General features: G+C 73.0%; 21 protein-coding genes and 3 tRNA genes. 16 read left to right on the forward strand and 8 right to left on the reverse strand.

Annotated features, from left to right (window positions below):
- Nucleotides 1–151: 151 nt before the first annotated feature.
- Genes ABT263_RS01040 through gadC form a run of 3 tightly spaced genes read right to left on the reverse strand, consistent with a single transcriptional unit; the run spans nt 152 to nt 3,514 of the window.
- Complete coding sequence (locus ABT263_RS01040) at nt 152–1,504, reverse strand: dipeptidase (RefSeq protein WP_352286295.1); 1,353 nt, start codon at nt 1,502–1,504, stop codon at nt 152–154.
- Between the two features lie 43 nt (nt 1,505–1,547).
- A complete protein-coding gene (locus ABT263_RS01045) occupies nt 1,548–1,985 on the reverse strand; it encodes a hypothetical protein (RefSeq protein ID WP_352286297.1) in 438 nt (145 codons plus the stop codon).
- The gene (gene gadC / locus ABT263_RS01050; RefSeq protein WP_465603316.1) at nt 1,982–3,514 is read right to left on the reverse strand and encodes a glutamate/gamma-aminobutyrate antiporter GadC; all 1,533 of its coding nucleotides are present in this window, start codon (nt 3,512–3,514) and stop codon (nt 1,982–1,984) included. The genes ABT263_RS01045 and gadC overlap by 4 nt, the downstream gene beginning before the upstream one ends.
- 507 nt (nt 3,515–4,021) lie before the next feature.
- Here gadC and ABT263_RS01055 point away from each other — a divergent pair.
- Together ABT263_RS01055 and ABT263_RS01060 are read left to right on the forward strand one after the other, a co-directional pair.
- A complete protein-coding gene (locus ABT263_RS01055) occupies nt 4,022–4,522 on the forward strand; it encodes a hypothetical protein (protein WP_352286299.1) in 501 nt (166 codons plus the stop codon).
- A gap of 96 nt (nt 4,523–4,618) precedes the next feature.
- On the forward strand, nt 4,619–5,302 hold the full coding sequence (locus ABT263_RS01060; RefSeq protein ID WP_352286301.1) for a hypothetical protein: 684 nt from the start codon (nt 4,619–4,621) through the stop codon (nt 5,300–5,302).
- A gap of 75 nt (nt 5,303–5,377) precedes the next feature.
- Here ABT263_RS01060 and ABT263_RS01065 read toward each other — a convergent pair whose 3' ends face one another.
- Nucleotides 5,378–5,866, reverse strand: a complete 489-nt coding sequence (locus tag ABT263_RS01065) for a YajQ family cyclic di-GMP-binding protein (protein WP_329488198.1) — start codon at nt 5,864–5,866, stop codon at nt 5,378–5,380.
- A 216-nt stretch (nt 5,867–6,082) separates the two neighbouring features.
- Here ABT263_RS01065 and ABT263_RS01070 point away from each other — a divergent pair.
- Nucleotides 6,083–6,163: transfer RNA gene (locus tag ABT263_RS01070), tRNA-Tyr, on the forward strand.
- A 110-nt stretch (nt 6,164–6,273) separates the two neighbouring features.
- On the opposite strand, the gene ABT263_RS01075 is transcribed toward ABT263_RS01070, so the two are convergent.
- Both ABT263_RS01075 and ABT263_RS01080 read right to left on the reverse strand, forming a co-directional pair.
- Nucleotides 6,274–6,495, reverse strand: coding sequence for a hypothetical protein (locus ABT263_RS01075; protein WP_329488197.1), 222 nt, complete (start codon nt 6,493–6,495; stop codon nt 6,274–6,276).
- Nucleotides 6,496–6,544: 49 nt separating this feature from the next.
- On the reverse strand, nt 6,545–7,219 hold the full coding sequence (locus ABT263_RS01080; RefSeq protein WP_352286303.1) for an HAD family hydrolase: 675 nt from the start codon (nt 7,217–7,219) through the stop codon (nt 6,545–6,547).
- Between the two features lie 526 nt (nt 7,220–7,745).
- Here ABT263_RS01080 and ABT263_RS01085 point away from each other — a divergent pair.
- From ABT263_RS01085 to ABT263_RS01115, 7 genes are all read left to right on the forward strand, one after another.
- Nucleotides 7,746–9,824 carry an APC family permease gene (locus ABT263_RS01085; RefSeq protein WP_352286304.1) on the forward strand — a complete coding sequence of 693 codons (2,079 nt, stop codon included), beginning with the start codon at nt 7,746–7,748 and terminating at the stop codon, nt 9,822–9,824.
- 476 nt (nt 9,825–10,300) lie between these two features.
- Nucleotides 10,301–10,390, forward strand: coding sequence for a K(+)-transporting ATPase subunit F (gene kdpF / locus ABT263_RS01090; protein ID WP_238863773.1), 90 nt, complete (start codon nt 10,301–10,303; stop codon nt 10,388–10,390).
- A 1-nt stretch (nt 10,391) separates the two neighbouring features.
- Nucleotides 10,392–12,053 (forward strand): potassium-transporting ATPase subunit KdpA, encoded by a 1,662-nt coding sequence (gene kdpA / locus ABT263_RS01095; protein ID WP_352286306.1) that lies wholly within the window; start codon nt 10,392–10,394, stop codon nt 12,051–12,053.
- Nucleotides 12,053–14,170, forward strand: a complete 2,118-nt coding sequence (gene kdpB, locus ABT263_RS01100; protein WP_352286308.1) for a potassium-transporting ATPase subunit KdpB — start codon at nt 12,053–12,055, stop codon at nt 14,168–14,170. The genes kdpA and kdpB overlap by 1 nt, the downstream gene beginning before the upstream one ends.
- A 15-nt stretch (nt 14,171–14,185) precedes the next feature.
- The gene (kdpC, locus tag ABT263_RS01105) at nt 14,186–14,815 is read left to right on the forward strand and encodes a potassium-transporting ATPase subunit KdpC (RefSeq protein WP_352286309.1); all 630 of its coding nucleotides are present in this window, start codon (nt 14,186–14,188) and stop codon (nt 14,813–14,815) included.
- Between the two features lie 179 nt (nt 14,816–14,994).
- Nucleotides 14,995–17,544, forward strand: a complete 2,550-nt coding sequence (locus ABT263_RS01110; protein WP_352286311.1) for an ATP-binding protein — start codon at nt 14,995–14,997, stop codon at nt 17,542–17,544.
- Nucleotides 17,541–18,215, forward strand: a complete 675-nt coding sequence (locus tag ABT263_RS01115) for a response regulator (protein WP_352286313.1) — start codon at nt 17,541–17,543, stop codon at nt 18,213–18,215. Before ABT263_RS01110 ends, ABT263_RS01115 begins: the two co-directional genes overlap by 4 nt.
- A gap of 303 nt (nt 18,216–18,518) precedes the next feature.
- Here the strand turns inward: ABT263_RS01115 and ABT263_RS01120 are convergent, their stop codons facing one another.
- Nucleotides 18,519–19,790, reverse strand: coding sequence for an amidohydrolase family protein (locus ABT263_RS01120; RefSeq protein ID WP_352286314.1), 1,272 nt, complete (start codon nt 19,788–19,790; stop codon nt 18,519–18,521).
- 254 nt (nt 19,791–20,044) lie between these two features.
- On the opposite strand from ABT263_RS01120, the gene ABT263_RS01125 reads away from it, so the two are divergent.
- From ABT263_RS01125 to ABT263_RS01150, 6 genes are all read left to right on the forward strand, one after another.
- A tRNA-Thr gene (locus ABT263_RS01125) sits at nt 20,045–20,117 on the forward strand.
- Between the two features lie 43 nt (nt 20,118–20,160).
- Nucleotides 20,161–20,233 (forward strand) — tRNA-Met (locus ABT263_RS01130).
- 83 nt (nt 20,234–20,316) lie between these two features.
- Nucleotides 20,317–20,481, forward strand: coding sequence for a 50S ribosomal protein L33 (gene rpmG / locus ABT263_RS01135; RefSeq protein WP_006604855.1), 165 nt, complete (start codon nt 20,317–20,319; stop codon nt 20,479–20,481).
- Nucleotides 20,482–20,596: 115 nt separating this feature from the next.
- Nucleotides 20,597–21,055, forward strand: a complete 459-nt coding sequence (locus tag ABT263_RS01140) for an FAS1-like dehydratase domain-containing protein (RefSeq protein ID WP_329488179.1) — start codon at nt 20,597–20,599, stop codon at nt 21,053–21,055.
- Between the two features lie 4 nt (nt 21,056–21,059).
- A complete protein-coding gene (locus ABT263_RS01145; protein ID WP_329488178.1) occupies nt 21,060–21,482 on the forward strand; it encodes a MaoC family dehydratase in 423 nt (140 codons plus the stop codon).
- A gap of 78 nt (nt 21,483–21,560) precedes the next feature.
- On the forward strand, nt 21,561–22,610 hold the full coding sequence (locus tag ABT263_RS01150) for a UDP-N-acetylmuramate dehydrogenase (protein ID WP_352286316.1): 1,050 nt from the start codon (nt 21,561–21,563) through the stop codon (nt 22,608–22,610).
- Here ABT263_RS01150 and ABT263_RS01155 read toward each other — a convergent pair.
- Nucleotides 22,607–23,704 carry an adenosine deaminase gene (locus ABT263_RS01155; protein WP_352286318.1) on the reverse strand — a complete coding sequence of 366 codons (1,098 nt, stop codon included), beginning with the start codon at nt 23,702–23,704 and terminating at the stop codon, nt 22,607–22,609. The two genes, ABT263_RS01150 and ABT263_RS01155, sit on opposite strands and share 4 nt — an antisense overlap.
- Nucleotides 23,705–23,771: the final 67 nt, after the last annotated feature.

The following is a 23,771-nucleotide window of genomic DNA, read 5'->3' on the forward strand; positions in this document are numbered from 1 at the left end:
CGGAATTCGGCTTCTGTCCCGTGGGGTCTTCCCCGCTGTCCTTCCCGCTGTCTTCCCCGCCGTCCTTCCCGTTCTGTAACCGGTCCCGGACCGGTGGCCGTCCGGGTCGGGCCGGCCGCCGGGCGCGGGGTGTCGCGGGTACCGAACTCCCTCACGTCCGGGTGGACTCGGCGTAGTGCCGGAGGAACAACGCCTCGACGTGGGCCATGTGTTCGATCTCGCCGGGATCGACGCTCTCGTTGGGCGCGTGGATCAGGCAGCGCGGCTCCTCGACGCCCATCAGGATGATCTCCGCGTCCGGGTAGGTGCGGGCGAACACGTTGCAGAGCGGGATCGAGCCGCCCTGGCCGAGGAAGGAGATCGGCTTGCCGTAGACCTCCCGCATGGCACGGTCGAGCGCCTGGTACGCCGGCCCGCCGGTGGAGGCCTGGAACGGCGAACCGACGCTCTCCGGCTCGACCGTGACCTGCGCGCCCCACGGCACGGCGGCCTTCAGGTGCGCGGTCAGCGCGTCCTGGGCGGCCCGCGCGTCGGTGCCGGGCGGCACCCGCAGGCTGACCCGGGCGCGGGCGGCGGCCGGGACGGCGGCCGCCGAGCCGACCACCGGGGGGCAGTCGATGCCGAGCACGGTGACGGCGGGCCTGGCCCAGAGCCGGTCGGCGACGGTGCCGGAACCGGTCAGCCGGACGCCCTCCCGGACCCCGGCGTCGGTGCGGAACTGCTGCTCGTCGTAGCCGACGCCGCGCCAGGTGCCGGTGGAGTCCAGGCCGTCGATCCGGGTGCCGCCTTCGGCGTCGCGCAGCGAGTCGAGGGCGCGGATCAGCGCGGCCAGGGCGTCCGGGGCGGGACCGCCGAACATGCCGGAGTGCACGTCGCCGGCGAGGGTCGAGACGCCGACCACCACGTTGGTGACCCCGCGCAGCGAGGTGGTGGCGGTCGGCACGCCGACCGCCGCGTTCCCGGTGTCGCAGACCAGCAGGGCGTCGGCGTGCAACTCGCCCGCGTGCGGCGGCACGTAGGCCTCCAGCCCGCCGGTGCCCTGCTCCTCGGAGCCCTCGGCGACGAACTTGATGCCGACCGGGAGGTCGTCGCCGAGGGCCCGCAGGGCGGTGAGGTGCATGACGATGTTGCCCTTGCAGTCGGCGGTGCCGCGTCCGTACCAGCGGCCGTCGCGCTCGGTGAGCTCGAACGGCGGGGAGGTCCAGGCGGCGTCGTCGAGCGGCGGCTGGACGTCGTAGTGGCAGTAGAGCAGGACGGTCGGGGCGCCGGGCGGCGGCGGGCGGTGGCCGATCACGGCGTGGCTGCCGTCCGGCGTCTCCTCCAGGTGGACGTCGCGCAGGCCGGCCCGGGTGAAGGCGGCGGCGACCCACTCGGCGGCCTCGCGGCACTTCTCCGGCGGGTACTGGCGGGGGTCGGCGACGGAGGGGATGGCGACCAGCTCGGCCAGGTCGTCCTTGGCCCGGGGCATCAGGGCGGCGATCCGGCGGGCGAGTTCGTCGGTCATGGGTACGGCTCCTGGGCGATCGGTCGGTTCGGTGGGCTGATCGTCAACTGCGCACGGTGTCACGGAGCTTGAGGTCGTCGATCTTCTGCCGGATGTCGGCGAGCTTGTCCGGGCAGTACACCGAGAGCACGATCGACTCCGCGAACACCACCTCGCGGTCGGAGAGCACCGGCCGCTGCCCGGGACCGCCCGCGCCGTTGGACATCCCGTACTTCCACTGCGCCTGGTTCAGCGCGTCGGCCGGGTTCTCGCAGACCGCGCCGCCGTCCTCGCCCAGGGTGTGCACGATCTGGCTCTGGCTGGGGACCGGGTAGCCGGCCGCCGTCAGCGCGGACGAGAGCTGCTTGGCCTTGTCGTTGGCCTCGTTGGTGCTGTGCAGCTGGGAGTACGTCAGCAGACCGGTGATCAGCATGCCGACCAGCAGGACGATCGCGCCCAGGTAGATCCAGCGGTGGCGGGAGGCCATCATGGTGCCGGTCATGCCGCACCTCCGGTGGTGCCGCGCCGCTCCTCGGCCTCCTGCTCGGCCAGTTCGGCCTGGGCGTCGGGGTTGCGCCAGGAGGGCTTGCGCAGCCTCAGGAACAGGTAGGGGATCACCAGGCCGAGCAGCACCAGGCCACCGCCGACGATCGCGACGTACGACCAGACACTGCCGCTGCCGAACTGCGAGGACGGGACGAACCCGATCGCCATCGCGGCCGCCGAGGCGATCAGGCCGGTCACGCAGACCGGGACCAGCGCCGGGGCGCGGTAGCCGCGGGGGTGGTCCGGCTGGGTGCGGCGCAGCCGGATCGCGGCGGCGAACATCAGCAGGTAGACGATCAGGTAGACCTGCGTGGTGATCACCGAGAAGATCCAGTAGGCGCTGGAGACGTTCGGGATCAGGGCGTAGGCGAGGGCGATGACCGTGGTGACCACACCCTGGGTGACCAGCAGGTTCTGCTGGATCCCCTCCTTGTTCAGCCGCTGCAGGAACGGCGGCAGGTAGCCCTCCTGGCGGGAGATCATCAGCAGGCCCTTGGACGGTCCGGCGAGCCAGGTGAGCATGCCGCCGAGGGAGGCGGCGATCAGCGCCACCGCGATCACCGGGGTGAGCCAGCCGATGTGGAAGTACTGGAAGAAGGAGTCGAAGGCCTGCATCACGCCGGCCGTCAGGCTCAGCTGGCTGGACGGCACCACCCAGCTGATCGCCAGCGCGGGCAGGATGAAGATCAGCAGGACCATCCCGGAGGCGGTGAACATCGACCGCGGGAACTCCCGGGCCGGATCGCGGAGCGAGGAGACGTGCACCGCGTTCATCTCCATGCCGGAGTAGCTGAGGAAGTTGTTGACGATCAGCACCAGGCTGGCCAGGCCGGTCCACTGCGGGAAGAGGTGTGCGGCGTTCATCGGGGCGGCCGAGGTGTTGCCCTGGCCGAGGAAGACGAGGCCGAGCACCACGAGCAGCGTGCCGGGGATCAGGGTGCCGATCACCAGGCCCCAGGAGGAGAGGCCGGCCACGGCCTTCGTCCCGCGCGAGGAGACCCAGACGCCGGTCCAGTACAGCACCATGATCACGACGGCGGTGTAGGGCCCGTTGCTGGCCAGCGCCGGGTTGACCACGTACGCGATCGTCGAGGCCACGTACGCGAGCAGCGACGGGTAGTAGAAGATCGTCATCGCGAACTGGCACCAGACGGCGAGGAAGCCCAGCGGCTTCGACAGGCCCTCCGACACCCACCGGTAGACGCCGCCCTCCCAGCCGGAGGCCAGCTCGGCGGAGACCAGCGCGGTCGGCAGCAGGAAGACGATCGCGGGGACGAGGTAGAGGAAGACGCAGGCCAGGCCGTAGACCGCCATGGTCGGCGCGGCCCGGAGGCTGGCCACGGAGCTGGTCGTCATCAGCGCCAGCGTCAGCCAGGACATCCGTGGTGCGCCGGCCATCCGGGTGGCGACCGCGCCGCCGCTCCTGCGGGCGGCGCTCGGGCCGGGGCTGCCCCGGCCGGGCGAGGGTGCCTCCATCGAACTCATGCGTCCTCCTCGGGTGCGGCCACGTCCACCGGGGGTCCGCTCCGGCGGTGGGGTTCGCCCCGGGAGAGCCCCGGGGGCGGGCCGTACCCGGCCAGTTCACCCGGTTGCCGGGGGTGTCGCATGCGGCGTGCGCCCGCTCGGGTGAGCGACTGTCAGGGATGCGCGGCGGAGGTTTGGCCCGCGGGGGTCCCGGTGCCCGGTCCGCCGTCCCGGTCCGCCATCCGGTCGGCCGTCCCGGTCGGCCGTCCGGTCGGCCGCTCCGGTGCCTCCGGCGGTCAGGACCGCCTGGTCCGTCCGCGCGGGCCGTCCGCACGCCGCGCCGCGGTCTCCGGCGGTCCGATGCGCCCGGGGCCCTGCCCGAAGCCCTGCCCGGGGCCTGTCCGGGGCCTGTCCGGGGCCCTGCCCCGGGCGCCCGAACCCGGAGCCGTGCCGTCCGGGCCCTACCCGTCCGGGTACGGAATGGTAAATGCCGGGCGGAGTGTCAGTACCTTGGTTCAGGATGACTGAATGTCGTACGAACTTCAGGCGCTGATCGGTTCGGCGGAGCTGCTCGCGGTGGCCGCCGCGGAGGTCCCGGCCGCCCGTCTCAGTCCGCTGGCCCAGGGGTTGGCCCTGATACCGGCCACCCCCGCCTTCCTGTCCGCGCTCCAGTTCGGCCGCGGTGAGCCCGGGTTCGGCGGTGAGTCCGGTTTCGACTGGTTCCCGGACGGCCTCGAACGCCGGCTCGCCGCGTGGTCCAAGGCCGGTCCGATCGCCTGCGTGGAGGCCGACTACTTCGGTGGCAGCGGCACCCAGCGCGCCGCCGTCTGGGCCGACGGCCGACTCGACCTGGGCCCGCTCGTCAGCGGCGAGTTCGAACCCAGCCCGCCCGAGGGCACCCCGATCTCCCGCGCCCTGCGGCGCATCGGCGCCCGCGTCGTGGACGCCCAGCACCACGACGAGTTCGAGGCGGTCGGCCTGACCGCCCACCGCCGCACCGACGGCTGGGCCGCTCCCGACGGGGCGTGAACCGTTCGGCGTACCCGCGGTGGCTGGGTCAACTGGCTTGCCCCAACGTGTGAATCAGGCATTTCGCCTGATTCGCATCGAGAGGAAGCATCACCCATGCGTGCCACTTGGATGGCCGCCGCGCTGACCGCAGCCATCGCGCTGACCCCGGTCGCCACGGCGTCCGCCACCGCCGCCGGCAACGAAGCCGCGGCCTTCACCCCCGCCAGCTCGCCCCCCGCGATCCTCGCGGACGTCCCGCTGCCGGTCGGCGTGCCGCCGGTCGCGGCCCCGCCGGTCTCCGCCCCGGCTCCGGCGCTCCCCGCCGCACCCGACCTCGCCGCGGCGCCGGCCGCCGTGCCCGACCCGGCCGCCGCGCTCGGGGCGCTGGGCGGCCTCGGCGACGTCCTCAAGCTGGTCAGCGGCCTGCTCTCGGCCGCCACCCCGCCGACCGGCAGCCCCGACCTCGGCGTCCTCCAGCAGTTGCTCGCCACGCTCGACACGGCGACGAAGGGCCTGCTCGCCCAGCTGCCCGCGGCCCCGGTGGCGGCCCCCGTGCCCGTCCCGGCCCCGCTGGACCAGCAGCCGGCGGCGGAGCCCCCGCGCACCACCACCCCCGCGCTCCCGCCGCTGGCCCTGGAGGACCGGCTCGCCTCGCTCGGGACCAAGGCCAAGGCCCTGGTCGACGCCGCCACGGCCGCCAAGCCGGACCCGGCCGCCGTCCAGCAGGCCGTCACGGCTCTGGCCCCCGACACCGTCGCGACCACCACCGGCACGGTCACCCGCCTCACCGGCCCCTGACCCAACGCCCGACACGACGGCCCCCGGACACCACACGGTGTCCGGGGGCCGTCGCCACTGCGCGTCCCGACGGGACTAGCGGTAGTTCACGTACTGGAGCGCGAAGTCGAGGTCCTTGCCCTTGAGCAGGGCCTGGACGGTCTGCAGGTCGTCGCGGCTCTTCGAGGTCACGCGGAGCTCGTCGCCCTGGACCTGGGCCTTGACGCCCTTCGGGCCCTCGTCACGGATGATCTTCGCGACCTTCTTGGCATCGTCCTGGGAGATGCCCTCCTTCACGTCCGCGAAGATCTTGTACTCCTTGCCGGACAGCTGCGGCTCCTTGGCGTCCAGCGCCTTCAGCGACAGGCCACGCTTGATGAACTTGCTCTGCAGCACGTCCAGAATGGCCTTCACCCGCTCCTCGCCGCTGGCCTTCATCTCGATCGTTTCGCCGGAGCGGCTGATCTCGGCGCCGACGTTCTTGAAGTCGAAGCGGGTGGCGATCTCACGCGAGGTCTGGTTGATCGCGTTGTCGACCTCCTGCCACTCGACCTTCGAGACGATGTCGAAACTGGAGTCGGCCATGGGTGTTGGTCTCCTTGATGCTCTGGCTTCACTGACACGGCCCGCCCCACCGGACGCCCGCAGCCCCAGCCTATCCAGCACCACCCCGCCCCCGCCCCCGACAGCCACGCCACATCCGTTGATCATCACGTGACCAACCAGGTGGCGAACCACCCCCCGGCATCAGGTATCGTTTACGGAGTCGAACGGGGCAAGCCCCGCGAGACACCAAATCCTGGCTGGTTGCCCGAGCGGCCAAAGGGAGCAGACTGTAAATCTGCCGCGTAAGCTACGCAGGTTCGAACCCTGCACCAGCCACTGGATTACCAGACCGGCCCTGAACAGCGGAAACGTTGTTCAGGGCCGGTTTTGTCGTACCCGGGGGCGGGTCTCGGGCGCGGGCGTCCCGGTTCGGCGGTGCCGGGGGGTCAGAAGAGCGTGGGGGCCGGAGGGTCGGGGGTGACGCCGGGGAGGGCGTCCTGCCAGGCGGTGGCCCGGGAGAGCGGGAGGGGTCGCATGCTCGCCTCGCAGAGGAGGAGGGAGCGGCGGTCCCTCTTGTGGTCGTGGATGACGCCGTAGCCGGCCCGGCGGGTGGGCATCAGGGCGACCGGTCGGCCGCAGGCGGGGCACTGGACTCGTGGTGCGCGCATGGGTGAAGCCTGCCCGAGGGGGCCGACATCGGCGGGCGGCCGGTGCGGCTCAGGGGGCGGCCAGGAGGAGGGCGGCCGCCGTGGGGGTGTCGGGGGCGGTGCGGGTGGGGGTGGGGTGGGCCGGGGGGAGCGGCGGAGGCGGGGTGGGGGTGATCCAGATGGAGCGGATGCCGCAGGCGTGGGCGCCCAGCAGGTCGGTGGCGGGGTTGTTGCCGACCATCCAGGTGTCCGGGGTGAGGGTGCGGCCGAGGCGGGCGGCGGCCAGGTGGAAGATCTCGGGGTCGGGCTTGCGGGCGCCGGCCTCCTGGGAGACGCAGACGGCGTCGACGGCGGGGAGCAGGCCGGTCCGGGCGAGTTTGGCGCGCTGGACGTCGGTGTAGCCGTTGGTGACGACGCCGATGGTCCAGCCGGCTCCGCGCAGGGCGGTGAGGGCGGCGGGGACGCCCGGGATCGGGTGGGTGCGGGCGGCCTCGTGGGCGACGTGTTCCTCCCAGAGCGCCTCGCCGGACTGCCGGAGGCCGTAGCGGGCGGCGATCCCGGCGAAGCCGGCCGGGGAGCGGTCGGCGCGCACCAGCGTGACGATGGTGGGTGCGGTGTCCAGGGGGAGGCCGTGGGCGGTGCAGAACGCGGTGGCCCAGGCGTCGGTGCCGCCGTCGCGTTCGACCAGGGTGTGGTCGAGGTCGATGAGGAGGAGCGGGCTCGCCTGCGGAGAGTGGTGATCCATGCGCGGAGCGTAGCCCGCCGGAGGGTTCGGCATTATTGCGCATTACTTGCAATTGCTTCCTGGGGGCAGCAGAGTGTTCTCCGAGGGGTGGGGCCGGGCCGTTCAGCCTCCCCGCCGAGAAGTTCCGGACGTGCCCAGGTGCGCCGGGAGTCCTCCGTCCGAGCTGATCGTCTTCCCAACCGGCGCCCGCCGGGACATCGGCCCGCCCACCCCGCACGGGAACCGCCGACGAGACGTCGGCGAGCGGCGCGGCTCCAGCACACCGACGCGGCGGTCTGCCGGCTGTGGCGGTGGATGCAGCGGCCGGGGCGATGCTCCGGGGGTGGCTCGCGAAGGCGGGACTTGAGAGCCTATGTCGTAAATGTCCTATCCGATCGCCATATCTTGACGATGTCTTAACGGCCCCCCTTAACGCCCCCGAAACGCCTCCGTACCGCTCGGAGCACGCTCCCCATAGCGGCTTCCACCTGCGGGAACACCCCGCCCAAAGGGCGCGTCCGGCGCTCGCGGTACTCCGCTCGGGCCCATGGACGGTCCGTTTTCCGCCCTTACGCTCGCCCATGTGTTCAACCTGCCCCAGGCGCTCAAGCGCCTAGTGATCGGCCGAGCCATGCGCAGCGAGGAGCTGGGCGAGACGCTGCTCCCCAAGCGGCTGGCGCTGCCGATCTTCGCTTCCGACCCGCTCTCCTCGGTCGCCTACGCGACCCAGGAGATCCTGCTGGTGCTCACCGTCGGTGGCACCGCCTTCCTGTACCTGACCCCGTGGGTCGCGGCCGGTGTGGTCGCGCTGATGGCGGTCGTGGTGATGTCCTACCGCCAGGTCGTCCACGCCTACCCGAGCGGCGGCGGCTCGTACGAGGTGGTGTCCCGCAACCTCGGCGCCAACTCGGGCCTGGTGGTGGCGGCTTCGCTGCTGGTCGACTACGTGATGACGGTCGCGGTGTCGGTGGCCTCGGGCGTCGACAACATCATCTCGGCGCTGCCCTCGCTGGCCGACCACCGGGTCGAACTGGCGGTCGCCTTCGTCGTGCTGCTCGCGGCGATGAACCTGCGCGGGGTCCGGGAGTCCGGCAAGGCCTTCGCCGCGCCGACGTACCTGTTCATCGGCGGCATGCTGCTGATGGTGGTCACCGGACTGGTCAAGGCGCTCTTCGGGGACACCCCGGTGGCGGCCAGCGCCTCGTACGGGATCCTGCCGGTGGACGGCAAGGACACCCTGGCGGGCCTCGGTCTGCTGATGCTGGGCCTGCGGGCGTTCGCCTCCGGCTGCACGGCACTGACGGGCGTGGAGGCGATCTCCAACGGCGTACCGGCCTTCCGGGCGCCCAAGTCGAGGAACGCCGCCGCCACGATGGCCGTGATGGGCACCACGGCCGTGGTCATGTTCGTCGGCATCACCGCGCTGGCGCTGATGTCCAAGGTCCACATCGCCGACGACGCCTGCACGTTGACCGGCTTCGCGGGGGACTGCCACACCGCGCCGCAGCAGACCGTGGTCGCCCAGCTGGCGGCCGCGATCTTCGGTGGCGACCGGAGCTTCCTCTTCTACTTCATCCAGGCCGTCACCGCGCTGGTGCTGATCCTGGCGGCCAACACCGCCTTCAACGGCTTCCCGCTGCTGGCCTCGATCCTGGCCGAACACCGCTACCTGCCCCGGCAGATGCACACCCGCGGCGACCGCCTCGCCTTCTCCAACGGCATCATCGCCCTCGCGGTGGTGGCCGGCGGGCTGCTCTGGCTGTACGAGGCGGACGTCACCAGCCTGATCCACCTCTACATCCTGGGCGTCTTCACCTCGTTCACGCTCTCCCAGATCGGCATGGTGAAGCACTGGAACCGGGTGCTGCGCACCGAGACCGAGCCGGGCGTGCGCGGCCCGGCCCAGCGCGCCCGGGTGATCAACGCCTTCGGCGCGGTCACCACCGCGCTGGTGCTGGTCATCGTGCTGCTCACCAAGTTCACCCAGGGCGCCTGGCTGGCCGTGGTCGCGGCGGTGGTGCTCTGGGTGATGATGCGGGGCATCCGCCGGCACTACGACCGCGTCGCCGAGGAACTGGCGGTGGACGACCCCGAGGCCGACTCGGTGCGCCCCTCCCAGGTGCACGGGATCGTGCTGGTCTCCAAGCTGCACAAGCCCACCCTGCGGGCGCTCGGCTACGCCGAGGCGTTCCGGCCGGACTCGCTGGAGGCGCTGACCGTGGCGGTGGAGCGGGAGGCCACCGGCGAACTGGAGCGGCAGTGGGGCGAACTGGACGTCCGGGTGCCGCTGAAGGTGCTGGACTCGCCGTACCGGGAGATCACCAAGCCGGTGGTGGCGTACGTGCGCGAGTACCGCCGGACCAGCCCCCGGGACGCGGTGGCCGTCTTCATCCCCGAGTACGTGGTCGGGCGCTGGTGGGAGCACCTGCTGCACAACCAGTCGGCGCTCTGGCTGAAGAGCAGGCTGCTCTTCACCCCGGGCGTGATGGTGATCAGCGTGCCGTGGCAGCTGACCTCCTCCAGCAAGGCGCACCACCCGTCCCGCCGGGCCCCCGGCGCGGTCCGCCGCGGCGAGCCGGCGACGCGGTCGGAGTACGAGCGGCTGCCGGCGCCCGAGAACGCCTGAGGCGCCGCCGAGAGCCCCGGAGCACGCCGGAGCCCCGGAGCACGCCGAGAGCCCGGTCCCGGCCGGAGCCCCGGAGCACGCCGAGAGCCCGGTCCCGGCCGGAGCCCCGATCCCGCGCCGAGAGCCCCGGACCACGCGGTCCGGGGCTCTCGGCGTATCCGCGCGGCCGTCCCGAGGGACGCCCGGCAGCGCGACGGGCGAGGCGTGAAGGGCAGCGCGGGGAGTCACCGTATGGAGCCCGTCAACAATCGAACGGGCGCCGTATGGAGGACGTCAAGAACGGCGGTAGCGGTCCGTAGGCGCGGTTGGCTGGCGAGGCCGGCCCACCGCCGGTGCCGCGTCGACCGCCCGCAGGGGCCGGGCCGCGGCCACCTCCGAACCACTGTGGTGGAGCCCATGTCCGATCTCATCCACGTCGGTGTCACGGTCGCCGTGTTCGCCGTCATCGCCCTGATCGCGCGGGGGGTGGAGAAGCTGTGAGCGCCGAGAACGTCGCAGGTCTCATCGTGGCCGTCGCCCTCGTCGGCTACCTCGTCGTCGCGCTGATCTACCCGGAGAAGTTCTGACATGGGTTCCGTTCTCGCGGGCTGGTCGCAGGTCGTCGCCCTGGTGGGCGCGCTGGCCCTGTGCTACCGGCCCCTGGGCGACTACGTCGCCCGGATCCTGACCACGTCCAAGCACCTCAGAGCCGAACGCGGCCTGTACAAGGTCGTCGGGGTGGACGGCGACGCCGACCAGCGCTGGCCGGTCTACCTGCGCTCGGTGCTGGCCTTCTCGGCCGTCTCGGTGCTCTTCCTCTACGGCCTGATCCGGCTCCAGGGACACCTGCTGCTGAGCCTCGGGGTCCCGCAGATGTCGGGGCACCAGGCGTGGAACACCGCGATCTCCTTCACCGCCAACACCAACTGGCAGTCCTACAGCGGCGAGTCCGCGATGGGGCACCTGGCGCAGATGGCGGGCCTGGCGGTGCAGAACTTCGTCTCCGCCGCCGTCGGCATCGCCGTGGTGGCCGCGCTGATCCGGGGCTTCACCCGCAACCGGACGGACCGGGTGGGCAACTTCTGGGTCGACCTGACCCGGATCACGCTGCGGCTGCTGCTGCCGGTCTCGATCGTCTTCGCGCTGGTCCTGGTGGCGAACGGGGTGGTGCAGAACTTCCACGGGTTCCACGAGGTGACCACCCTGGCGGGCGACCCGCAGGCGGTCCCGGGCGGGGCGGTGGCCTCGCAGGAGGTCATCAAGCTGCTGGGCACCAACGGCGGCGGCTTCTACAACGCCAACTCGGCGCACCCGTTCGAGAACCCCACCGGGTTCACCAACCTGCTGCAGGTCTTCCTGATCCTGCTGATCCCCTTCGCGCTGCCGCGCGCCTTCGGGAAGATGGTGGGCGACCACCGGCAGGGCTACGCGATCGTCGCGGTGATGGGCCTGTTCTGGGTCGCCTCGGTCGCGCTGATCACCCTCTCCGAGGCCCGGCACTCCGGTACCGCGATGCAGGCGGCCGGCGGCGCGATGGAGGGCAAGGAGCAGCGGTTCGGCATCGCGGCGTCCAGCCTGTTCGCGGCCTCGACGACGCTCACCTCGACCGGCGCGGTGAACTCCTTCCACGACTCGTACTCGCCGTTCGGCGGCGGGCTGACGATGTTCAACATGATGCTGGGCGAGATCGCGCCCGGCGGCACCGGTTCGGGCCTGTACGGGATGCTGGTGCTGGCGGTCGTCGCGGTCTTCGTGGCCGGGCTGATGGTCGGCCGCACCCCGGAGTACCTGGGCAAGAAGCTGGGCGGGCGGGAGATGAAGTTCGCCTCGCTCTACATCCTGACCACGCCGACGCTGGTGCTGGTCGGCACCGGGGTGGCGATGGCGCTGCCCGGTGAGCGGGCCGGGATGCTCAACTCCGGTGCGCACGGCTTCTCCGAGGTGCTGTACGCGTTCACCTCGGGCGCGAACAACAACGGTTCGGCGTTCGCCGGGATCACGGTGAACACCGACTGGTACGACACCGCGATCGGACTGGCGATGGTGTTCGGCCGGTTCCTGCCGATGGTCTTCGTCCTGGCGCTGGCCGGCTCGCTCGCGAGCCAGCAGCCCGTCCCCGCCACCCCGGGCACCCTGCCCACCCACAAGCCGCTGTTCGTGGGCCTGCTGTCGGGCGTCGTCCTGATCGTCGTCGGTCTCACCTACTTCCCGGCCCTGGCTCTCGGGCCGATCGCGGAAGGTCTCTCCTGATGTCCTCCACCCTTACCGACAAGCCGGCCGCGCAGCCGCAGGCGCCCGCGGCGGCGCCGCACAGGGTCTCCGGCGGACTGCTGGACCCGAAGCTGATCGTCTCGTCGCTGCCCGACGCGGTGAAGAAGCTCGACCCCCGGGTGATGGTCAGGAACCCGGTGATGTTCGTGGTCGAGGTCGGCTCGGTCGTGACCACGATCGCCGCGATCGCCGACCCGTCCGTCTTCGCCTGGTCGATCACCGTCTGGCTCTGGCTGACCACCGTCTTCGCCAACCTGGCCGAGGCGGTGGCCGAGGGCCGCGGGAAGGCGCAGGCGGACACCCTGCGCAAGACCAAGACGGACACCATGGCCCGCCGGCTCACCGACTGGCCGGCGAGCCGGGCCGAGGAGGAGGTGCCGGGGACGGCGCTGTGCCTGGGCGACCACGTGGTGGTCGAGGCCGGGCAGATCATCCCCGGCGACGGCGACGTCGTCGAGGGGGTCGCCTCGGTGGACGAGTCGGCGATCACGGGCGAGTCCGCGCCGGTGATCCGCGAGTCGGGCGGTGACCGCAGCGCTGTCACCGGCGGCACCAAGGTGCTGTCCGACCGGATCGTGGTGAAGATCGCCTCCGAGCCCGGCAAGTCGTTCATCGACCGGATGATCGCCCTGGTCGAGGGCGCGGCCCGGCAGAAGACGCCGAACGAGATCGCGCTCAACATCCTGCTGGCCTCGCTGACGATCGTCTTCCTGATCGCGGTCGTCACGCTCCAGCCGATGGCCACCTACGCGGGTGCGCCGCAGTCGATGATCGTGCTGGTGGCGCTGATCGTGGCGCTCATCCCGACCACCATCGGCGCGCTGCTCTCGGCGATCGGCATCGCGGGCATGGACCGGCTGGTCCAGCGCAACGTGCTGGCGATGTCCGGCCGGGCCGTCGAGGCCGCCGGCGACGTCAACACCCTGCTGCTCGACAAGACCGGCACCATCACCCTCGGCAACCGCCAGGCCGCCGAGTTCCTCTCCGCCACGGGCGTCTCCACCGAGCGGCTCGCGGACGCCGCCCAGCTGTCGTCCCTCGCGGACGAGACTCCGGAGGGCCGCTCGATCGTCGTCCTCGCCAAGACCGGCTACGGCCTGCGGGCCCGCGCCCAGGGCGAGTTGACGCACGCCACCTGGGTGCCGTTCACCGCGCAGACCCGGATGTCCGGCGTCGACCTGGACGAGGCCGACGGGGTCCACCAGATCCGCAAGGGCGCGGCCGCCGCGGTCACCCACTGGGTCACCGGCCACGGCGGCACGGTCACCGACGAGGTCTCCGCCCTGGTCGACGGCATCGCCGCGGCCGGCGGCACACCGCTGGTGGTGGCGACGCGCACGGCCCCGGCCCCGGCCCGGGTGCTGGGCGTCATCCACCTCAAGGACGTGGTCAAGGAGGGCATGCGGGAGCGGTTCGACGAGCTGCGCCGGATGGGCATCAAGACCATCATGATCACCGGCGACAACCCGCTGACCGCCAGGGCGATCGCGGAGGAGGCGGGCGTGGACGACTTCCTCGCCGAGGCCACCCCCGAGGACAAGATGGCCCTGATCAAGAAGGAGCAGGCGGGCGGCAAGCTGGTCGCGATGACCGGCGACGGCACCAACGACGCCCCCGCCCTCGCCCAGGCCGATGTCGGTGTCGCGATGAACACCGGGACCATGGCGGCCAAGGAGGCCGGCAACATGGTCGACCTGGACTCCAACCCCACCAAGCTGATCGAGATCGTCGAGATCGGCAAGCAGCTCCTGATCACCCGCGGCGCGCTCACCACCTTCTCGATCGCCAACGACGTCGCGAAGTACTTCGCGATCATCCCGGCGATGTTCGCAGCGGTCTACCCGGGCCTGGACAGGCTCAACATCATGGGCCTGCACAGCCCGCAGTCCGCGATCACCTCGGCGATCGTCTTCAACGCCCTGGTCATCGTCGGCCTGATCCCGCTCGCCCTGCGCGGGGTCAAGTACCGCCCGTCGGACGCGAGTTCCCTACTGCGCCGCAACCTCGGGGTCTACGGCTTCGGCGGTCTGGTCGTCCCCTTCGTCGGGATCAAGCTGATCGACCTCGTCGTCCAGTTCGTCCCCGGCCTGAGCTGAGAGAGGAGAACCCAGATGTCCAAGCCCCTGCCCACCACCGTGCGCACGCACCTCACCGCACTGCGGATGCTGCTGGTGATGACGGTGATCCTCGGCCTCGCCTACCCGCTGCTGGTCACCGGCATCGGCCAGGTCGCCTTCGCCGACAAGGCCGACGGCTCGATCGTGAGGGCCGACGGCAAGGAGGTCGGCTCCAGCCTGCTGGGCCAGACCTTCGACCTGCCCAAGCGGAACCCCGGCGACGAGAACGAGGCGGCCCGGCCGGACCCGAAGTGGTTCCAGCCCCGGCCCTCCGCCGGCGGGTACGACCCGAAGAGCTCCGGCGCCTCCAACCTGGGCCCGAACAGCGAGGACCTCGCCAAGGCGATCGAGGACCGCCGCGCCGCGGTCGCCGCGTTCGACGGCGTCGACCCGGCGAAGGTGCCGGTGGACGCGGTCACCGCCTCCGGCTCGGGCCTCGACCCGCACATCTCGGTCGCCTACGCCGAGGAGCAGGCCGCCCGGGTCGCCGGGGCCCGGAACCTGCCGGTGGAGACGGTGGAGAAGCTGATCGACAGGTACACCGAGGGCCGCTCGCTGGGCTTCCTCGGCCAGCCGGGAGTCAACGTCGTCCTCCTCAACACAGCTCTGGCGCAGCAGAAGTGACGGCCAGGCAGGCAGCACCGTGAGACAGGCCGACCCGGGCCGGGGCACCACCCCGCGCCCGGGTCGGCCGCCGTACGCCCCGACCCCCGTACGAAGACGAAAGCACCACGCCCCGCCCCCCGTACGAAGACGAAAGACGCAATTCCCGACCCCCGTACGAAGACGAAAGAGCAGCGCCCATGGCCCGCGACCTCGCCCCCGGCACCGGCCCCCGCCGCGGCCGGCTGAGGGTGTACCTCGGTTCCGCCCCCGGTGTCGGCAAGACCTACCGGATGCTGGACGAGGCCAGGCGCAGACAGGACCGCGGCGCGGAGGTGGTGGTCGGCTACATCGAGTGCCACGGCCGCCGCCACACCGAGGCCATGCTCGACGGCCTGGACGTCGCTCCCCGGGCCCGACGGTCCTACCGGGACGCCGAGTTCGAGGAGATGGACCTCGACGCGCTGCTCGCCCGCCGCCCCGCCCTGGTGCTGGTGGACGAGCTCGCGCACACCAACGTCCCCGGCGGCCGGCACGCCAAGCGCTGGCAGGACGTCGAGGAGCTGCTGGCCGCCGGGATCGACGTCATCACCACCGTCAACGTCCAGCACCTGGAATCGCTGAACGACGTCGTCCAGAAGATCACCGGCATCCCCCAGCGCGAGACCGTCCCGGACGAGGTGGTCCGCCGGGCCGACCAGATCGAACTCGTCGACATGGCCCCCCAGGCGCTGCGCCGCCGGATGGCCCACGGCAACGTCTACCGGGCGGAGAAAGTGGACGCCGCGCTCTCGAACTACTTCCGGGTCGGCAACCTCACCGCCCTGCGCGAGCTCGCCCTGCTCTGGGTGGCCGGGCGGGTCGACGAGGGGCTGCGCGACTACCGGGCCAGCCACCGCATCGACCGCGTCTGGGAGGCCCGCGAGCGGGTGGTGGTCGCCCTCACCGGCGGCCCCGAGGGCGAGACGCTGATCCGCCGCGCCGCCCGGATCGCCGACCGCACGGCGGGCGGCGACCTGCTCGCCGTGCACGTCACCCGCAGCGACGGCCTGGCCGGGGCGTCCTCGGGGGCGCTCGCCCAGCAGCGGCAGCTGGTGGAGGCGCTGGGCGGCGGCTACCACGTGGTGGTCGGCGACGACATCCCCACCGCGCTGCTGGCCTTCGCCCGCGCCCACGACGCCACCCAGCTCGTCCTCGGCACCAGCCGGCGCGGCCGGATCGCCCGGCTCCTCACCGGCCCCGGCATCGGCGAGACCACCGTGGACGCCTCCGAGGACATCGACGTCCACATGGTCACCCACGCGTTCACCGGCCGCGGCCGGCTGCCCCCGCTCGGCCGCCGCCACTCCAGGCGCCGCACCGTCGCCGGCTACGCCGCCGGACTCGTGCTGCCCTGGCTGCTGACGGCCGGCCTCTCGCAGTCCCACGGCACCGTCAACCTGACCACCGACGCGCTGATCTTCCAGCTGGGCGTGGTCGTCGTCGCCCTGCTCGGCGGCGCCACCTCGGCCCTGCTGGCCTCCCTCGTCGCCTCGCTGCTGCTGAACTACTTCTTCATCCCGCCCCTGCACACCCTGACCATCGGCGAGACCAACAACCTCGTCGCCCTGCTGGTGTTCGCCGCCGTCGCGCTCACCGTCTCCACCGTGGTCGACCACGCGGGCCGGCTCACCACCCGGGCCGCCCGGGCCACCGCCGAGGCCGAGACCCTCTCCACCCTGGCCGGCAGCGTGCTGCGCGGCGCCGACGCCCTGCCCGCCCTGCTGGAGAAGTCCCGGACGGCCTTCGGGATGGACTCCGTCGCCCTGCTGGAACGCACCGGCGGCGCGGTGCTGGCCCGCTGCGACGGCGAGGGCGGGCCCGCCGGGCCCGGCGAGACCACCGAGGTCCCGGTCGGCGCCGACGCCCTGCTGGCGCTCACCGGCCGCCGGCTGCCCGCCGCCGACCAGCGCGTCCTCACCGCGTTCGCCGCCCACGTGGCCGCCGCGCTGGAACGCGACCGGCTCGCCGTGGTGGCCGCCGAGGTCGAACCGATCAGGGCCGCCGACCGGATGCGCACCGCCCTGCTCGCCGCCGTCAGCCACGACCTGCGCACCCCGCTGGCCGCCGCGCTGGCCTCGGTCGGCTCGCTGCGCAGCCCCGACGTCGAGTTCTCCGCCGAGGACCGGGCCGAACTCCTGGCCACCGCCGACGAGTCCCTGGTCAAGCTCACCCGGCTGGTGGACAACCTGCTCGACATGAGCCGCCTCCAGGCCGGGGCCCTCACCCTCCACCTCGCCGAGACCCACCTGGACGAGATCCTGCCCCGGGCCCTGGACACCCTCCCCGACCCGTACGCGCCGGTACGGCCGCTCGACCTCACGTTCGACATCGAGGAGGGCGTCCCGGCCGTCCTGGCCGACCCGCCGCTGCTGGAGCGCGTCCTGGCCAACGTCATCGCCAACGCCCTGCGCCACACCGCCCCCGGCACCCCGGTCCTGGTCGCCGCCAGCCACCTCGGCGACCGGGTCGAGGTCAGGGTGATCGACCGCGGCCCCGGCATCGCCGCCGAGGACCGCGACCGCGTCTTCCTGCCCTTCCAGCGCCTCGGCGACACCGACAACACCACCGGCGTCGGCCTCGGCCTCGCCCTCTCCCGCGGCCTCGCCGAGGCCATGGGCGGCGGCCTGGAGGTCGAGGACACCCCCGGGGGCGGCACCACCATGCTGCTCACCCTGCCCGCCGCCCACCCGGGAGGAGTGCCCGCATGAGCGAGATCCTGATCGTCGACGACGAACCGGCGCTGCTGCGCACCCTGCGGATCAACCTGAGCGCCCGCCGGTACGCCGTCCGGACGGCCGCCAGCGGCGGCGAGGCCCTGGACCGCGCCGCCCGGACCTCGCCCGACGCCGTCCTGCTCGACCTGGGCCTGCCCGACCTGGACGGCCTGGACGTCATCCGGGGCCTGCGCAGCCGCAGCGCCGTACCGATCATCGTGCTCTCCGGCCGCACCGGCGCGGCCGACAAGGTGGGCGCCCTGGACGCCGGCGCCGACGACTACCTCACCAAGCCGTTCCTGATGGAGGAACTGCTGGCCCGGCTGCGCGCCGTCCTGCGCCGTCCACCGGGCGGCCCGGCCCCGGCCGCGCGGGTGATCGGCGCCCACACCGTGGACCTCGCCGCCACCACCGTGACCGGCCCGGACGGCCCGGTCCGGCTCACCCCCACCGAGTGGCGGATCCTGGCGCTGCTGCTCGCCGACCCCGGCCGCCTGGTGCCCGGCCGGCGGATCCTGCGCGAGGTCTGGGGCCCGGCGCAGGAGGGGCGCGGCAACTACCTGCGGGTCTACCTGGCGGGGCTGCGCCGCAAGCTGGAACGCGATCCGGCCCGGCCGCGCCACCTGATCACCGAGCCCGGTCTCGGCTACCGGTACGAGCCCTGACGCCGGGACGGCGGCGGCGCCCCGACGGCCGCGCGTCAACGGAGCGTCAAGGGTGGGCCGCCGGGCGACAGGAGGGCGTCAGGACGGGCCGGACGGGGCGGTCGGCGGGCGTAGCGTCGTCGGTGAGCGAGCGGCCCTGCTCCATGTGGGGGATGCCGGGACCGCTCCGCCGCCTCGGCGGCCGACCGGTGGGGGAGGGGCGCGCGATCAACGACGCGCGCCCCTGTCACCCGCTCGGCCCTGCTCAGCTGCCCCGGTCGGGCCTGCTCAGCTGCCCTGGGCGGGTCGCCGCCGGCCCGCCGCTCAGCCCCCGCCCGCGCTCCCCGACTGCCGCGGCAGCGCCAGCGCCACCGTGTCGGCGAACTCCCGCACGGCACTGGTCCGGCTGACGATCCGCCCGCTGTGCACCACCAGCCGGCTGTGCCCGCCCGCGAGCGCCCCCGCCAGGCTGTCCCCGCGCACCGCCAGCAGCTCCGCCGGGAACCCGGCGTCCACCCGGACCGGCGGCAGCCCGAGCGCCGCCCGGGCCTGGTTGGCCACCGCGTCGTACGCCTCCTCCACGTCCAGCACCCCGCTCGCCGCCAGCAGGTAGGCGGCCTCCAGCGGATCGGCCCGGCCCACCGGGTTGGCCGGGTCCCGCAGCGAGCCGCTGCCGGCCGAGAGCGGTACCCGGGCCTGCGCCAGCTCCCGCGGCAGCCCCGGCCGCATCCCGGCGGCCCGGCCCTCCAGACCGCTGCAGCCGCCGTTCTGCGGCAGGCAGACCACCCGGACGCCGCTGCTGGCCAGCACCGCCGGCCCGCCCGGCGCCAGCGCGCCGCACGGGCCGAGCACCACCCGGGGCCGCAGCGGGGCGAGCGCGCTCGCCAGCCGGGCCAGCTGCGCCGCGTCGGCCCCGGTGGTGTGCAGGTCCACCGGGCAGTCCGCCTCCCGGGCGGCCTCCAGCAGCACCTGGACGTACCCGGCCGGGTCAGGGTCCAGCTCCGGACAGCCGCCGGCCGCGGTGGCGCCGAGCTTGAGCGCGTCGCGCAGCTGGGCCCGGCCGTCCGCGCCGGCCAGACCGGTGAGCAGCCGGGGCATCGCGACCGCCTGCAGCTCCGCCAGGCCGCGCAGCGCCTGCCGGGCGGTGAGCACCGCCTCCAGCCGGCGCAGGCCGTGCACGTCGCCGATCCGGACGTGGGTGCGCTGCGCGGTGGCGCCGTAGCCCAGCGAGGTGAGCGCGGCCTCGGTGACCCGGCGGGTCAGGTCGCCGGAGGTCTCCGGCGGCGGTGCGGGCAGCGCGGCCGAGAAGGCGACGTCGTAGTGGGCGTGCGCCTCGGCGGGGGCCGGCAGCAGCAGATAGCCCTTGAGGTCGATCCGGGCCCCGGTGGTCGTGGTGGGGGCACCGGGCAGGGCCGGCAGCGGGCCGAGGCTGCCGGTGGTGCCGACGGCCTGGATCCGGTCGCCGCTGATCCGTACGTCCACCACCCGGCCGTCGGCGAGCCGGGCGTCGGTGAGCAGCAGGACGGGGCCGTGCCCCAGCGGGTTGGCGGCCGGCCCGGACCCGGGGTGGGGCCCGTCGGAGGGTGCGCTGTCCATCGCCCGGTTCCTCCCTCGCGCCGGCCGGTGCGGATCCCCGGCCCGTCCCGATCAATGAGCGACGAGCCTATGGCGCGGGAGCACGGGGTGCGGGGACGCGGGCAATAGTCGTATCGGGTCGGGCCGCGCCCCACCGGGGCCGATCGAACGCCCTGCCTTCGATCGCTCGCCCGTGCACCTCGCCCACCTGCGGTCTTCGCGCCGGGATACGGATTTCACCTCTGGGCGCGGAACGTGTAATCTCTTCCTCGTTCGCCCCTATAGCTCAGTCGGTAGAGCGTCTCCATGGTAAGGAGAAGGTCTGCGGTTCGATTCCGCATGGGGGCTCTGGTGAGAGGGAGTCAGCTTCGGCTGTGCTCCGGATCACTGTGGCGGTGTAGCTCAGTTGGTAGAGCAAGCGGCTCATAATCGCTGTGTCACCGGTTCAAGTCCGGTCACCGCTACCCCGCGTAGTCGGTCGGGAGATCGCACTCCCGGTCGGCTACTCTTGTTGTGTTCTTATTCAATGTCCAAGGAAGGCACTCCCGTGGCTGCCACCGATGTCCGCCCGAAGATCACGCTGGCCTGCGTGGAGTGCAAGGAGCGGAACTACATCACCAAGAAGAACCGGCGTAACGACCCGGACCGTCTTGAGATGAAGAAGCACTGCCCCCGCTGCAACTCGCACACCGCGCACCGCGAGACCCGCTGACCCTGTCGCGTGTCCGCGGGCCTGTGTGATCACAGGTCTACGACTCCGGGCCGTACCCCTCACAGGGTGCGGCCCGGAGTCTTTTCGTCATTCACCGCGCTCTTGAGGAGCTGCCATGGCACTCGACCCCTCCTTCATCGGGCGGACGTACCCGCCCACCGAGCCGTACGAGGTCGGCCGGGAGAAGATCCGCGAGTTCGCCGTCGCCGTGGGCGACGCCAACCCGGCGTACACCGACCCGGAGGCGGCCAAGGCGTTCGGCCACCCGGACGTCATCGCCCCGCCGACCTTCCCGTTCGTGCTCACCTACCGGGCCGCCGGCCAGGTGGTGGAGGACCCGCAGCTGGGCCTGGACTACAGCCGCGTGGTGCACGGTGACCAGAAGTTCGTCTACACCCGCCCGGTGCGGGCCGGTGACCGGCTCTCCGTCGCGGTGACCATCGACAACATCAAGTCGCTCGCGGGCAACGACGTGCTCACGGTGCGCGGCGAGGTGACGGACGCGACCGGCGAGCACGTGGTGACGTCGGTCATGACCCTGGTGGCCCGGGCCGCCGACGAGGCGGGGGAGTAACACCATGGCGATCAGCTACGACGAGGTCGCGGTCGGCACCGAGCTGCCGGCGCGGTCCTTCCCCGTGACGCGCGCCACGCTGGTGCAGTACGCGGGCGCCTCCGGGGACTTCAACCCGATCCACTGGAACGAGAAGTTCGCGCTGGAGGTCGGCCTGCCCGACGTCATCGCGCACGGCATGTTCACCATGGCCGAGGCGGTCCGGGTGGTCACCGACTGGGTCGGCGACCCGGGCGCGGTGGTCGAGTACGGCGTGCGCTTCACCCGGCCGGTGACGGTGCCCAACGACGGCGTCGGCTCCGTGATCGAGGTGACCGGCAAGGTCGCCAAGCTGCTGGACGACCGGAAGGTGCAGGTCGACCTGCTGGCGACCTTCGGCGGCCTGAAGGTGCTGGGCATGTCCCGCGCCGTCGTCCGGCTGGCCTGAGCGCCCGGAGCCCGCGCATCCGGAGCCCGAGCGCCCGGCGGGGAGGGGCGGACCGGCCCCTCCCCGTACGCTGGGGGCGTGCTGGTAGAACTCGACGCCCCCCTCGCCCCGCTGACCACCCTGCGGCTCGGCGGTCCCGCCCGCCGGCTGGTGACCGCGCAGACCGACGAGGACGTGATCGCCACCGTCCGGGAGGCCGACGCGGCCGGCGAGCCGCTGCTGGTCCTCGGCGGCGGCTCCAACCTGGTGATCGGCGACGCCGGCTTCGCCGGGACGGTGCTGCGGATCGCCACCACCGGCTTCGTGCTGGACGGCACCGCCCTGGAGCTCGCGGCCGGCGAGGTGTGGGCCGACGCGGTGACCAGGACCGTGCTGGAGCACGGCCTGGCCGGGATCGAGTTCCTGGCCGGGATCCCCGGCTCGGCCGGTGCCACCCCGGTCCAGAACGTGGGCGCGTACGGCCAGGAGGTCGCCCAGTCGATCACCGAGGTGGTCGCCTACGACCGCCGGAGCGACCGGGTGGTCACCCTCACCAACGCCGAGTGCGGCTTCTCCTACCGGCACAGCCGCTTCAAGGCCGACCCGGACCGCTACGTCGTGCTCCGGGTCCGCTTCGGCCTGGAGGACGCCGGCGGGCTCTCCACCCCGGTCGCCTACGCCGAGACGGCCCGGCACCTGGGCGTGCTGCCGGGCGAGCGGGTCGACCTCACCACCGCCTGGAACGCCGTGCTGACGCTGCGCGCGGGCAAGGGCATGGTGCTCGACGCGGCCGACCACGACACCTGGTCGGCGGGCTCCTTCTTCACCAACCCGGTGCTGACCGCCGAGCAGTACGCCGCCTTCCTGGCGCTGGCGGCCGCGCGCGAGCTCACCGCCCCCGCCTACCCGGCGCCGGACGGCCGGACCAAGACCTCGGCGGCCTGGCTGATCGACAAGGCCGGCTTCGGCAAGGGGTACGGCAGCGGCCCGGCCACCCTCTCCACCAAGCACACCCTGGCCCTGACCAACCGCGGCGCGGCCACCGCCGAGGACCTGCTGGCGCTGGCCCGCGAGATCCGCGACGGCGTCCGGTCGGCGTTCGGCGTGGAGCTGGTCAACGAGCCGGTGATGGTGGGCGTCGAGCTCTAGCCGGCGGCGCGGCCCGGGTGCCGGTCGGCCGGGAAGCCCCGGGCGGCCGCCACCCCCGGGGTGGTGCCGTCCCCGAGCCAGCCGTCGATGTCCGCCAGCAGCTCCTTGCGGACGCTGTCCGGCGCGCGTGAGCCGCGCACCGACTGGCGGGCCAGCTCGGCGAGTTCGGCGTCGGAGAAGCCGAGCACGTCGCGGGCCAGCTCGTACTGGGCGGCCAGCCGGGTGCCGAACAGCAGCGGGTCGTCGGCGCCCAGCGCCAGTGGGACGCCCGCGTCGAACAGCCGCCGCAGCGGGACGTCCTCGGCCCGCTCGTAGACGCCCAGCGAGACGTTGGAGGACGGGCAGACCTCGCAGGTGACCTGCCGGTCGGCCAGCCGCTGCATCAGCCGGGGGTCCTCGGCGGCCCGGACGCCGTGGCCGATCCGGCCGGCGCCCAGGTCGTCCAGGCAGTCCCGGACCGACTCGGGCCCGGCCAGTTCGCCGCCGTGCGGGGCGGCCAGCAGCCCGCCCTTGCGGGCGATGTCGAAGGCCCGGTCGAAGTCCCGGGCGAGGCCGCGCCGTTCGTCGTTGGAGAGGCCGAAGCCGACCACGCCCCGGTCGGTGTAGCGGACGGCCAGCCGGGCCAGGGTCCGGGCGTCCATCGGGGACTTCATCCGGTTGGCCGCGACCAGCACCCGGATCCCGACGCCGGTCGCCCCGGCGGCCTGCTCCACCGCGTCCAGGATCAGTTCGAGGGCGGGGATCAGACCGCCCAGCCGGGGCGCGTACGAGGTCGGGTCGACCTGGATCTCCAGCCAGCGCGAGCCGTCCCGCCGCTCGTCCTCGGCGGTCTCCAGCACCAGGCGGCGGATGTCGGACTCGTCGCGGAGCACCGAGCGGGCGGTGTCGTAGAGGCGCTGGAAGCGGAACCAGCCGCGTTCGTCGGTGGCCCGCAGCCTGGGCGGCTCGGCGGAGCTGAGCGCCTCCGGCAGCCGGACGCCGTGCTTGTCGGCCAGCTCCAGCAGGGTGGCGGGGCGCATCGAGCCGGTGAAGTGCAGGTGCAGGTGGGCCTTGGGGAGGTCCCTGACGTCTCGCGGATTCAGCAGGCGTTCCATTCGCCGATACTGCCGTATCGGGCCCCGATACGGGAACCGCCCCCTTCCCGTCCCCCGAAGGGGTGAA

It is taken from the genome of Kitasatospora sp. NPDC001603, from assembly GCF_040298365.1.
Lineage (GTDB): Bacteria > Actinomycetota > Actinomycetes > Streptomycetales > Streptomycetaceae > Kitasatospora.